The sequence below is a fragment of the Pseudomonas sp. NPDC087814 genome (assembly GCF_044742865.1).
GTDB lineage: Bacteria > Pseudomonadota > Gammaproteobacteria > Pseudomonadales > Pseudomonadaceae > Aquipseudomonas.
Genome location: NZ_JBIUVK010000011.1, coordinates 14,624 through 27,388 on the forward strand (window position 1 = coordinate 14,624; position 12,765 = coordinate 27,388).

8 protein-coding genes are annotated in these 12,765 nt (G+C 64.8%); all 8 read right to left on the reverse strand.

All coding sequences use genetic code 11. From position 1 onward, the window contains the following. Window positions 1-5: 5 nt before the first annotated feature. The 8 genes from ACIOMR_RS11395 to ACIOMR_RS11430 are packed head-to-tail and all read right to left on the reverse strand — an operon-like array spanning window position 6 to window position 12,760. A complete protein-coding gene (locus ACIOMR_RS11395; RefSeq protein WP_003213313.1) occupies window positions 6-1,718 on the reverse strand; it encodes an SUMF1/EgtB/PvdO family nonheme iron enzyme in 1,713 nt (570 codons plus the stop codon). Next, complete coding sequence (locus ACIOMR_RS11400) at window positions 1,711-2,895, reverse strand: ABC transporter permease (protein WP_401194131.1); 1,185 nt, start codon at window positions 2,893-2,895, stop codon at window positions 1,711-1,713. The genes ACIOMR_RS11395 and ACIOMR_RS11400 overlap by 8 nt, the downstream gene beginning before the upstream one ends. Beyond that, window positions 2,895-3,599: an ABC transporter ATP-binding protein gene (locus ACIOMR_RS11405; protein WP_008439454.1), complete on the reverse strand. Its 705-nt coding sequence runs from the start codon at window positions 3,597-3,599 to the stop codon at window positions 2,895-2,897. The genes ACIOMR_RS11400 and ACIOMR_RS11405 overlap by 1 nt, the downstream gene beginning before the upstream one ends. Next, on the reverse strand, window positions 3,599-6,607 hold the full coding sequence (locus ACIOMR_RS11410) for a serine/threonine-protein kinase (protein ID WP_401194134.1): 3,009 nt from the start codon (window positions 6,605-6,607) through the stop codon (window positions 3,599-3,601). Before ACIOMR_RS11410 ends, ACIOMR_RS11405 begins: the two co-directional genes overlap by 1 nt. Continuing rightward, window positions 6,604-7,323: a PP2C family serine/threonine-protein phosphatase gene (locus ACIOMR_RS11415; RefSeq protein ID WP_003213320.1), complete on the reverse strand. Its 720-nt coding sequence runs from the start codon at window positions 7,321-7,323 to the stop codon at window positions 6,604-6,606. The genes ACIOMR_RS11410 and ACIOMR_RS11415 overlap by 4 nt, the downstream gene beginning before the upstream one ends. Next, a complete protein-coding gene (tagF, locus tag ACIOMR_RS11420) occupies window positions 7,324-7,977 on the reverse strand; it encodes a type VI secretion system-associated protein TagF (RefSeq protein WP_401194138.1) in 654 nt (217 codons plus the stop codon). Then, window positions 7,974-11,474 carry a type VI secretion system membrane subunit TssM gene (gene tssM / locus ACIOMR_RS11425; protein WP_177066885.1) on the reverse strand — a complete coding sequence of 1,167 codons (3,501 nt, stop codon included), beginning with the start codon at window positions 11,472-11,474 and terminating at the stop codon, window positions 7,974-7,976. Before tssM ends, tagF begins: the two co-directional genes overlap by 4 nt. Further along, window positions 11,471-12,760, reverse strand: a complete 1,290-nt coding sequence (locus ACIOMR_RS11430; RefSeq protein WP_008439459.1) for a DotU family type VI secretion system protein — start codon at window positions 12,758-12,760, stop codon at window positions 11,471-11,473. Before ACIOMR_RS11430 ends, tssM begins: the two co-directional genes overlap by 4 nt. Window positions 12,761-12,765: the final 5 nt, after the last annotated feature.

Consider the following 12,765-nt stretch of genomic DNA (forward strand, 5'->3'; position numbering starts at 1 on the left):
AGCGGTCAAGACCGCTGACCGCTCGCTGCGAGCAATTCCTTCAAAATCGTCGCCGGGTCGGCCCGCTGTTGCTTGCGGTAGTTGCCCACATGGCGAACGAATAACGTCGCACGCGTCACCAGGCTCTTGCCCAGTACCGGCTTGCGATCCAACTCTTCCTTGATCCGTTGAAACTGCGCCTGGATCACCGCATCGGTGTAGCGCGTGCCGGTGGCCAGGTTGTCGATGTAGATCGCCACCGCGCCGTCCAGCGCACTGCGCCCATTGGTGATCGCCGTGGCGAACAGCTGCGCGCTGGCCTCGTCCTTGGCGTCGATGGCCTGTTGGCGGCTCTTCTGCAAATTGATCAGGCGGATGTTGTAGTTGTTGATGGTCTCGGCCACCAGGGCCGCGGACTGAATCAGGTTGCCGGCCGCTTCTTCGCGCTGCTGGGCGATCAGCGAGACGTTGCGCTTGAGCTCTTCGTTGACCAGGCCGAGCTCGGCTTGCAGGCGCGGGTCGACGCTGGCGGCAATGATGCTGTCCAGGCGCTTGGTCGGGTCCTGGGCGTCGTCGATGGCATCGGTCAGCGAGGCCAGGCGACCTTCCTTCTGCCACTGGGCGAACAGTTCCTTGTAGCGCGAACGCGGTGCCGACAAGGCGCCAATCGCCACGCGAAAGCCGGTGGTCTCGTTGCTTTGTTCGGTACCGTCGGCGGCGAACAACGGGTACTCGCGGCGCATGCCGGTGAACAGCGTGCCCTCGCCTTCCAGATAGTTGCCGCCCTTGACCACGAACCCGCCGTAGGTGCCCTGACGACGCCCGGCGTGCACCAGTTGAAAGGATTCCTGGACCATTTCCGCCGCGTTGCCGATCACATCGAACATGCCGATCGGGTTGGGCAACTTGGTGCCGATGGGCATCAAGCGTGCGGCCTGGCCGGTGCCACCGGCGACCTGATTGAACACCGCATAATCGGCGAGGGGGCCGTCGCTTTCGCTGCCCTCGGTACGCCGTGGAAACAGCCGGCCTTCCAGGTCCTGACGGCTGACCGCCTGGCCACCGCGCGCGGCAAACTCCCACTCCACTTCAGTAGGCAGGCGCACAAAGCCCAGGCCGCCGTCATCTGCCGAAGCACCGCGACCACTCACCGGCAGCAGCTCGCGGTGGTATTTCATCAACCAGGCGCTGTACACCGCCGAGAAACGTTCGGCTTCAAAGCGCGACAGCTTGACCTTGGGCAAGCGCGCCGCCATCCCGGTAGGCACATCACACGCCGGGGCGGGTTCGCCGCTGGCCAGGGATTGCGCCTGGGACATGACCTGCGCATATTGCCGCGCAGTGACTTCGTACTTGCCGATGAAGTACAGCATCGGCTTGAGCGGGGTCTTGGCGTCGGTCTTCGGCATCAGCGGCGCAATGACCTTGTTCCAGTCCTTGGGCAGGTCCTTGAGGGTGAACTGGCCGTTGATGAAGTCGCGGCGATAACCGGAAATGAACGACTGCTGATAGCCCGCTTCACCTTCGCTGAACGGGTAGCCGAGGCTGATCTCGCGGTCATCCAGGGTGCCCTGGGCCAGCACGTAGGCATAGCGGAACACCATGTTGCCTTCGCAGGGCAGCGGCAGGCTGACGTCATCCGGCAACGGCTTGGGGTTGTCCAGCTTGTCGCTCGCCTCATCGGCCCAGGCCACGCAGGACAGGGTCAGCGCCATGGCGGCGCCCAGTAACTTATACATCTCTGACTCCTTCAGAAGCCTGGATACGCGCCACACGCCAACCGCCACACGCCGCCGCCACGGCGCTGACGCCGAGGACAGCTGCCAAGGCCAGGCCGTAGTGACGCGCCAGCAGGTGACTGGCGTATTCGCCCGGCACCTGCACGAATAATTGGTTCAGGCCGGACTCTGCCAAGCCATATAAAAGCCCACTCAATACAGCGGCAAACCCCGCGCTGTAGAGCGCCTGCAACACCACAAACAGCAACAACCCGGCGGTGGAAAACCCCAACAGCCGCAATACCGACAGCTCCCGACGCTTGCGTGCAACCGACGCCAGCGCCCCGGCAAAGATCGCGGCAAACGCGCCCGCCAACGCCAGCCCGGCGATGATCCAGAACACGATCGACAGGTTGCGGCTCAACGACTGCACCTGGGCGATGGTCTGGGCCTGGGTCGACACCAACAGATTCTGCCCGGCGAAATACACCCGCAGCGGCTCCACATCCACCAGGCGCCGCGCATACAAACGGAACGCCGGGTATACCCGTTGCTCGCTGACGCCCACCGCATCGCCGTCCCAGCCAAACGCCGGCACCGCGCGGCCATCGCGATAATCTTCCGCTGCTTCCAGCAAGCCCAAGGGTGCAAACAATCCATCCCGGGCGAAGGCTTCCAGCGGCGCTACCTGCAGCACTTGAACCCGCAGGCGTTGCGACTCGATGCGCCCCGCCACCTGGCGCCCAAAACTCGCCTCCAGCCAATCCCCGGCCTTTGCCCCGAGCTTTTCGGCAGCGGTGTGGCTCAGCACGATCTGATCCAGGCCCTTGGGCATCGGCAGGCCGGCCAGCAATGGGTCGTTGGCGGCGGTCGGCAGCATCTCCACCGTCACCGCCTCCAACTGCGCCGTCGCCGCAATCTGCCGGGTGCGCGGCAAGGCGAACGCCACGTCGCTGCGCTGGCGGAGCTGCTCGACAAATTCACTGCTGAATCGACCACCGCCCAACGGAATAATTTCCCGAGTGGCCGGGTCGTTCTCCAAACGTTCGGTCAAACTGCTAACCAGTCCAAATTTCAGGCCGAACAACACCAGCAACGGCGCGATCACCGCCACCAGCGCCAGCACCGAACACACCGACAGCCACGCATCGTTGCGGTAATCCTGCCAGGCCAGGGAAGCCACCAGGGCGATACGCATCAGCACGCCTCCCCAAGGGTGGCGGTGACGCCGCCGTCGGCGTCGCGACGGCAACTGATGCGCCGCACCTGCAAGCCGCTGGCCCGGGCCAGGGGTTCATCATGGGTGGCGATCACGCAGCACGCGCCGTTATGCCGGGCCTGGGCCAACAGCGCCTGCATCACCCGCTCGGCGTTCAACGGGTCGAGCGCAGCGGTGGGCTCATCCGCCAGCAACAGCTGCGGACCGTGGGCCAGGGCTCTTGCGCAACTGACCCGCTGACGCTGGCCGACGGACAACGCCGCCGGCTTCTTGTCCAACTGATCAGTGATTTCCAACTGCTCGGCCAACCGCGCCACGCTGCCGTCGTCTTTCAAACCCAGGAGTTGCCGCGACAACGCAATGTTGCCGCGCACATCGAGAAAACCCAGCAGGCCGCCGGTTTGCAGCACGTAACCCAGGTGCCGACTGCGTAGCTCCGCCAGCGCGCTTTGCTGGTCACCACGCCAAAGCCCGGCAATGTCGACGCGGTTGAAATCGAACTGCCCGACCTGGTCCGGCGCCAACACCAGCGCGAGCAAATCCAGCAAGGTGCTCTTGCCACAGCCACTCGGCCCGACCACCGCCAACTGTTCACCCGCACGCAGTTGCAAGCCCGGTATCACCAGGCTGTAGCGCTGGGCACCAACGCCCCGGCTCTTGTGCACTGCGCTCAAGTTCAGCATTACGGCAGCGTCGACAGCGGCACGCGGTACAACGCATCACCCGGCTCGGCATCGCCGAAACGGACCCAGTTGGCCACATCGTTATGGAAGGTTTCGTAGAGGCGGATCTTCGAATCCAGCTCGTCGATAAAGTCTTCCTGCTCGGCCACGCTCAACGACAGCCACAAATCCTGGGTCATGTTCAGCGACTTGCTGCGGTACGGCAGGCCTTCCAGGTATTCGCCAAGGATGCCGCCGTCCGCCAGGTTGCCGCCCTTTTTCAAGGCCTGTGGATCACGGCTCATATAGGCCGAGGCGCTGGCGATTTCCTGGAAGAAATCCTTCGGTGAGGTCTGGGTTTTGCGCGCGGCGTCGACGATCAGTTTCAAGGACTGCTGCAAGTCGTTGAGCTGCAATTTGGTCAACATCACGCACACCTGGAAGGCCGGCAATGCGGTGTTGGTCAGGTCGCGGTCGGCGGTCCAGGCACTCACCAGTTGCGGCGCCTGGCTCGCGGTTTTGCGGCCAAGGAAATCCATGTGCATCGCGTAACCGACGGCCGCGGATTTGTCCGCCAGGGTCGGCGCGGCACTGAGCAGCGGCACCGGCTGCGGTGTGTTGCTGCGCACCTGATGCACCAGGTTGGCGAACACCGTGCCGATCTCGTCGACCCGCTCGCCGAACTTGCGCACATCGCCACCGGGCACCGGCGTGTACAGGTCGCCGATCTGCGGGTTGGCGTCGGCGGTCAGGGTGCGGTACTGGGTTTCGGCGCCGCTGTGGGTTTTCTTGCCGGCGTCGGTGCGCAGGTGCAAGGCGTAGATCTTGATCTGCTTGCCCAATGCAGCCTGGCGTACTTCGGCTTCGTTCATCTGGGTGGTGGCGAACGGGTCGTTCTTGCGCAACGCACCGGCGTCGGTCACCAGCAGGATCAAGCGCCCGCCGTAGCCGGACCAGTCCATGCCTTCCACCGCCTGCATGACACCGGCGAACGCGTCTTCGTTGAACGAGTGGCTGGACACCGTCGACGCTTTGACCTGCCGCGCCATGTCGAGGAAGCGCTGCGGGTCGCGCCCTTGGTCGAGGGTGATCAGGGTCTTGGCCACATACTCCAGGCCGGGGGTTTTCTTGATGCTGTTGCGAAAACCCACCAGGCCAAAGCTCACGCTGTCCAGTTCGCCACGCTCGGCGATGCGGGTTTGCAGCTCGTGGACCACGTCGCGAACCTGGTCGATGTAGGGCTGCATCGACACCGTGGTGTCGACCACCAGCACCACGGCCGTGCGGAAGGCATCGGCATTGGCATCAATCACCGGCGTTCGACCGACAGCCTTGGCGATGACATCAGGTGTGCTGCCAGGGTCGATGGAGGCGACGTTGAGCAACTGCACCGGCTGGCCGTTTTCGTCGAAGCTCTCCTTGGAGTCGAAGATCGGCAGCAAATAGAACTGGTTCTGCGGGACGGCGCTGGCGGTCGGCTCCAGGGCCAGAACCTGCTGGTTGTCCTCGGTGTTTTTCTGCACCTTGAGCAGCAGGTTTTTCGCCGCTGCGGGATCGGCTAAAAGCTTCTCCACTTCAGCGGACTGACGCAGGAACATCACCGGCGCCCGGCCCGAACGCTCGGTGAACTTGAGCACCAGGCTCTGCTTCCAGTCGCTGGCTTGCGCCGCCGGCAGCCAACCGTCGCTGCGCCCGTCGGTGGCGGCGCCAACCCGCAGCCAGGGGCTGCCGTCGACGTCCTTGCGTTGGTAGACATAGAGCACGGAAAACGCCGGCAAACCTTCGCCAGGCGCCCCGCCCGCTTCGTGGGAAAGCTTGGCGCCAGGCTTGCTCAGTACCCGCTGGAACAGGGTTTTCTTGCCGGCCATCAGCAACGGGCGTTGACCGCCGTCAACCTGCGCCGCTACCGGTTGCGCGGCAGGCGGCGCGATGGTCTTGGCCGCCTCGGCAACCGGCTGCGCGGCGGCTGGCGCGTCATCTTTCAACCACCAGTAACCTGCGCCCGCAATTGCCAGCGCTACCGCCACGGCAACTGCCGCCAACGCCAGCACCGGCCCACGGTTTTGTCCGGACACGGCCGAGTGTTGCGTCGGCGTCACCACCGGTTGCCGCACGGGTTGTGGCTGCGGCTTTTCGGTCGGGATTTCGATGGAAACCGGCGTGAGTCCGGCCAGGTCATTGGAGACCGCAACCGGAATCGGCAGGGGCCGAATCAACGTCGCCTCTACCTGCTGCTCCTTCGGCAACTGATCCAGCGCCAGCAGCAACGCCGCAGCATCCGGGAAACGCTCCGCCGGGTCCTTGGCCAGCAGCTTGCGCAGCACCTCCTGATAGCGCCCGTGGTGCACCGGCAATTCCGGCAGCGGTTCAGTCAGGTGTGCCAGTGCTGTGGAAAGCGCATCGGTGCCGTTGTAAGGCAACTTGCCCACGAGGATTTCATAGAGCACCACGCCCAGCGCATACAGGTCGGCGCGCCCGTCAATTTCCTGGCCCCGGGCCTGCTCCGGGCTCATGTAGCTCGGCGTGCCGACGGCAAATCCGGCCTGGGTGAACTGCGTGCGGTCATCCAGGGACTTGGCGATGCCAAAGTCCGACAACACCGCCGTGCCATCCGCGCGGAACAGAATGTTCGCCGGCTTCACATCGCGGTGTACCAGGCCCTGGGCGTGGGCATAACCCAGCGCCGACGCGATCTGGCGGATATACGTCAGCCCCTGCTCCGGCGTCAGGCCGGCGGCAATGCGCTCCTTGAGCGTGCCGTTGGGCAGGTATTCCATGGCCATGTAATACAGCTCACCGACATTGCCGATGTCATGGATGGTCACGGTATGCGGGTGGGACAGGCGCGCCAAAGTCTTGCCTTCGCGCAGGAAGCGTTCGCAGAAGCTCAGGTCGGCCGCCAGCGCTGCCGCCATGATCTTCAGCGCCACCTTGCGCTCCAGGGACCGCTGGGTCGCCAGGTACACGCTGGCCATGGCGCCAACGCCAATTTCGCCTTCGATGTCGTAGCCGGGAATGATGATGTTCATGTCGACACCTTCACAACGATGGCGGTGATATTGTCCGGCGCGCCGCGATTGAGCCCCAGGTGCACCAGGCTGCGGACGATTTCGTCCGGCTCGGCATGGCTTAGTACTTCGCGGATCTCGTGGTCTTCGACGGTCTTGTTCAGGCCGTCGCTGCACAGCAGGTAACTGTCGCCGGGGGCGATCAACAGGTCGACCGACGACAACGCCAACTGTGCTTCCACGCCAATCGCGCGGGTGACGATATTCGCCCGTGGATGCACCCGCGCATCGGCTTCGCTGAGCAGGCCGCTGTCCTGCAAGTCCTGCACGTAGCTGTGGTCGCGGGAAATGCTTTCCAGCAGGCCGTCGCGCAGGCGATACAGGCGGCTGTCGCCGGCCCACAGGCACACGCCGCGCAAGCCTCGGGTGGCGAGCAACACCACGGTGCTGCCCATCATGGTCACGCCACGGTGGGCGGTTTCTTCGCGCACCGCGCCGTTGACTCGCAGCAGGTCGCTGCGCAACGCCGCCGTGTATTCCTCAAGAGAACGGCCCACGGGAATGCTGCGCAGGCTGTCGACAATCAGGCTGCTGACGTAATCCCCCGCCGCGTGCCCGCCCATGCCGTCGGCCACCACCCACAGGCCGTTTTCCGGCAGGTCGAGGCAAGCGTCTTCATTGACTTGGCGAACCATGCCGACGTGGCTTTTGCTGGCGGATTTGAACGTGGACCGCATCTACACAACACCTTCTTGGCCGAGCAAAAATTGCGCAAAATCGTCGGCGGCAGGCAAGCCCTGACACCGCATTAAACCGGGAGAAATCTGTTGCGAACCACGGCCCCACCACAGGCTCGCGCCTTCGCAGGCCTGTTCGGCAAGCGCAGTCATCCGCGCTTGAGGGTCTGTGGCGTTGACACGCTGCAAGCCCGCAAAGCGACTACCCAAGGTGCGAGGTTGGCAGGCTGGAGCGCCGAGGGATTCGATGCCGTCGCTGAAACCTTCGAAGCTGGCACCGGCATCCAGCGTGCTCAGCAGCAGCTCTTCCACCTGTTCAAACCAGGTGTCCGGGCCGCCAACGACGGAGGCCGGGTCGGTGTCGTGATCCAACAGCGCAGCCACCGTCAGCGGGAAATAGCGCCCCACCCGGTCGATGCTCGGCATCACCACGCCCACCGCCGCGTCCGGCCCGCACACACCCGGCGCCAACACGAAGCGCCACAATGGGCTGACCAGGTAAGCATTCAGCCAGTCAGCCCCGAGGCGGGTCTGGCTGGCGAGCAATCCGGACGCCAGCCAACTGTCCCAAGGGCCGATAAAACTCTGGGGCAGCGCGCGGCTGACAAAGTCGCCGCGGCACGCCAACTTGCCGTAGAAACCCAGCGTGGTCATAGCCGCTCCGGCAGGCTGAAGCCGTTAAGCACGCGGCTCTTGAACGGGTTGAAGGCACTGTTGGCCCGCAACTCGTAGGAGATGCTCGCGCCGTCGACCCGCAGACGCAGGTTGAAGCGGTCCGGCGAATTGCCGGCGGTCAGGTCCGATTGCTCCAGCAGACGAAACCAGGCCCACGGGCCGTCCAGCGTCACGCCGGAGCGCCCGCTGGCTGACGGCGGCATGATGGAAATGCGCACCACGCCAATGCTGCCGGGATTCGGCCACTGCATCGCGACCGGCCGGCTCGGGCCGTGGTCATAGCTCAGTTGCTGGCCGTCCAGGTCCAGCAGGAACTGGGTGATGGTCGCGTCCATCGCCACCGGTTTGAGTTCAAAGCGCACGATCGGCTGGGTGCCACCGGCACGGAAAAACGCATCCCGAATGGTCGCCGCACGCTGGAAGGTTTGCAGCACGCCCGGCGCGATGCCGAGTTTCTGCGCCGCGCCCGGCTGCCAGCGCCAGGTTTGCGTGGAGGTGTCGACGTAAGGTTGCAGGTACTTGCGGAAGTAATTGTCCATCACCCCGCCCACCCCGAAGAACTGGCCGAAGTCATCCAGGGTCGCGTCCCGCGCACTGCCGGGCGACATCGGATAACGCCCGGCCAGGGACTGGCGATACACGTTCACCACTTCGCTGACCCACGCCGCATTCAGCTGGTTGCGCACCCCGCCCATCATGCTGTTGGTGGTGGAGTTGACCACTGACTTGACCATGCCCTGCACCAGCGGCGGCTGGCGTTCGGCATTCAGGCTGACCCGCGTGGCCGCAGCCGCCGCCTGGTTTTTCGCTTCGCCGAGCAACGCATCGCCACTGGCGCCGACCATGGCGCTGACTTGCACATACAGCGCATTCATGTCCGCCAGCAGGCCATCAATGGCTGCCGGTTCGCCTTCGTTCTTGCTGACGATGCTGTTGAGTTCGGCGAAGTGCGCCGTCACCGGATCTTCACTGGCCGCTGGTGCATTCGCAGTTGGCTGGTCCTGGCCAAGCAGGCTGCCGAGGCGTTCCTTGAGCTTGTCCACGCCACCTTCCACCGGCGCGCCCTTGGCGGCCAGCAAGCGTTCTTCCGCTTGCAAGTCGGTCTCTTTGGAGACCGCCACCAGCAGCTTCTTCAGCGGCGAGGTCGGCCCGGAAATCACCCGCAAGACGTCGGCCGCCTGGGCCACGCTGGTGATCGGCACAAAGTCGATATCCGCCAGCAACGCATCCCACTGGCGTTGATAGTCCTGGAAGTACAGGCGGCGCACATCGGCGGCGAGGCTGACGACGTTTTGTTGGTCGGCCTGCTCGCGGCCCAGTACCCACTGCTCTTCAGCAAGGGTGCCGGTCTGGTTCAGGCTGGTCAGCAGGAAGCCCTGGCGATAGCCCTTGGCGGTGAAGAAACCGCTCAACGGTTCGCCCAACGGCTTGCCGCTCTTGCGACTGAACACCAGCGCGGCATCGCGGCCCGCCGCTTCGTTGATGCGAAAGTCCGGCACGCCTTCCGGCAGTTTCTGGCGCTTGATGCGGTCGTAGACGCGCTGGGCCACCGGCAGTTGCTGCAGTTGCCGACGCAGGTCGTCGATCAAGCGCGGGTCGAGACGGGCGCTGGGCGGATGCCGCTCGAACAGGGCCTGCAAGTGCCCGATCAGGGCCTGGCGTTGGTCCGCCGGCAGGTCGCGCGGCAGGTTGCGGTCCCAGTCGAGAGCGATCCAGGCCTTGATGAAGTCCGGGTCGTAATGCTCGCTGTCGGCGAGCATCAGGTAGGCCTTCAAACCTTCGTAGAGGAAGTCGGAATTGCCGCCACCGTGCAGTTGCTCTTCGATGCGCGTCACCAAACGGGGCGCGAACACGGCGATCAACAGCTTGCGGTAGACGCTGGAGGATTCGGCTTCGAGCATGTCGCCCTGATACAGGCCCAAGCCTTCGGACCAGCTCGGCGAGTCGCCCGCCAGGTTCTTCACCGCATTGAGCAACGGCAATACCGCGAGTACTTCGCGCTGCGCCGGGCTCAGGTTCTGCACGGTCTGGCCCAACGGCGCGACCTTCTGGTCAACCTGGGCGATGTAGGCCTGGTTGGCGCGATAACTCACCCACCACAACGTGCTGACGACCAGTACCAGCGCCACGGTTGCGGCCAGCACACCCCGGGCAATCCACTTGCGACGGCGCTCGACCTTCGGGTTGACGCCCACCAGGCCACGCTCGGCAAACGCCACGGCGGTGAACAGTTTTTCGATGAAGTAACTGCGCCCGGTGCCGGTCTGGCGCGCCAGGTGCTGGCGGTCCAGGTTCATGCTCTGGGCCATGGCGCCGATCAAGCGGTCAATCGGGCTGCCTTCCTGGGTGCCGCTGGTGAAGTACACACCGCGCAGCAAGACGCGCTCTTCAAAGGCGTTGGGTTTGAACACGCCTTCGAGGAAGCCTTGCAGGCAATCCTTCAACGCGCCGAACTGCTGCGGGAAACCGTAGATCAGGTCGCGCCGCGCCGGGTCGCGTTCCTGTTGCAGGCGCTCCACCAGGCGCTCGTTGAGGCGCTGTTCCAGGCCGGCGAACTCGCTTTGCAGATGGGCCAGCGGGCTGTCGCTGTTCTTGCCGTCGTCCAGGGCGAAGGTCATGCCCCACACTTGGGCGCGCTCTTCCTTGCTCAGGTTGTCGAAGAACTCCATGAAGCCCGGCACCAGGTCGAGCTTGGTGAGCATCAGGTAGATCGGGAAGCGCACGCCCAGTTGGGTGTACAGCTCCTGGATGCGCAGGCGGATCGCGGCGGCATGGGCGGCACGCTCGGCGTCGCTGCCCAGCAGCAGGTCCGAGAGGCTGATGGCGATAAACGCACCGTCAATCGGGCGCCGGGAACGCTGCTTTTTCAGCAGGTCGAGAAAGCCCAGCCAGGCGGCTTTATCCACCGTGGAGTTGCTGTCCTGGGTGGTGTAGCGGCCAGCGGTGTCGAGCAACACGGCCTGGTCGGTAAACCACCAATCGCAATTGCGCGTACCGCCCACGCCCCGTACCGCACCGGCACCCAACTGCGCCGCCAAGGGAAAGTGCAGCCCGGAATTGACCAGCGCGGTGGTCTTGCCCGAGCCCGGCGGGCCGATGATCACGTACCACGGCAGCTCATACAGGTTGCGGCGCTCGTCACCGCCCAGCTTGGCCTTTTTCAACAGGGCCAGGGCTTCGTCCATGCGCTGGCGCAGGGTCGCCAGCTCTTCGGCGGTGGCGACGCTGGCAGGGTCTGGCGGGGTTTCCGCCGCGAGGCTGCGCATCACTTCGGCGGCCTGGCGCCGGGCCTGGATAATCCGGAATACGCGGTAGGCAATCCACACCGCGAACACCAGGATGATCAGCGCCCAGCGGCGCCCTTCCGGCACCAGCACATCGAGCAACGGGCCCACAAACCAGATGATCAGGCTCAAGGCGATCAGGCCCAGCAGCGGGATCACCCAGCGAATCACAAAACTGAAAAACGCCTTCACTCGACGCCCTCCGCCAATACGGTGATTTCTACCCGGCGATTGCGCGCACGGCCTTCGGCTGTGGCGTTGGTCGCCACCGGCTCGGTGTCGCTGCGGCCTTCGGCGCTGAAGCGTTCCGGCTGGCCGGTCTTGGCCGCGAGAATCTCCAGCACCGACTTGGCCCGCGCTTCGGACAGCGCCCAGTTGGACGGAAAGCGCAGGGTCGCAATCGGACGGTTATCGCTGTGGCCGGTCACCCGCACCTGGCCCTTGACCTTGCGGATGGCGTCGGCAATACGCAGCATCAGCGGCTGGAAGTCATCGACGATGCTGGAGCTGGCCGAGGCGAACAGTTCATCGCCACGGATGGTCACCACGGAGCGGTCGACGGCATCTTCCACGGCTACGCGACCGGCCTTGATGTCTTCCACCAGGAAGCCTGCCAGGCGTGGCCGCTCGATGATTTTCGGCTGGGCCACCGGACGGTCGATGGCCTGCACCGGGATCTCGCCCAGGGCATGAATATTCTTGAACACCGGCTCGGCATCCGACGCCAGTTTCATCCGCAACCCGAACAGCAATGCCAACAGCAGTGCCAGGCCGATGGCCACGGCGATCCACGGCGGCATGAACTGCGCCAGGCGATCACGGGCCACGGTTACGCCGCGCCAATGGGGCGACAGCTCGCGCTCATGCTCGCCACGGGCACTGCGAATCGCCGCCGCGGTACGCTCGCGCAAGGCTTCCAGCTGGCTGCGGCCATCGTTCATCACGCGGTAGCGACCTTCGAAACCCAGGCACAGGCACAGGTACAACAGCTCCAGCAGGTACAGGCGTTCCCGCGGGCTTTGCAGGCAGTGATCCAGCAATTGGAAGACCTTTTCGCCGCCCCAGGCTTCGTTGTGCACGGTGATCAGCAGGCTCTGCTTGCCCCAGTCACTGGCACTGCCCCACGGCGTACTCAGCACGGCTTCATCGAGGGCGGTGCACAGCGCGTAACGCGCCAGCAGCACATCGTTGCGGGCCACGCCGGCCGCCTCGGCACGTTCTTCGAACTGGCGCAGGTAAGCCAGCAACTGCGCACGCAGGCTCGCTGGCGCAGGGTGCGAGATGGTGTTGCGCAGGCGCGTCAGCAGCGACAACAACGGGCCGGCGGCGCTTTCCAGCGGGTTCAGGCCCTGGGCCTTGCCGGTCAGGATCGGCGCAGCGGGCATCGACAGCGGCGCCGGCTCTGCGCGAACAGGCTCCGGCGCGCGGCCACCGGGACGCGGCATGAACTGGGTGCGGTCATCGTCATTCGGATGCATCGCGG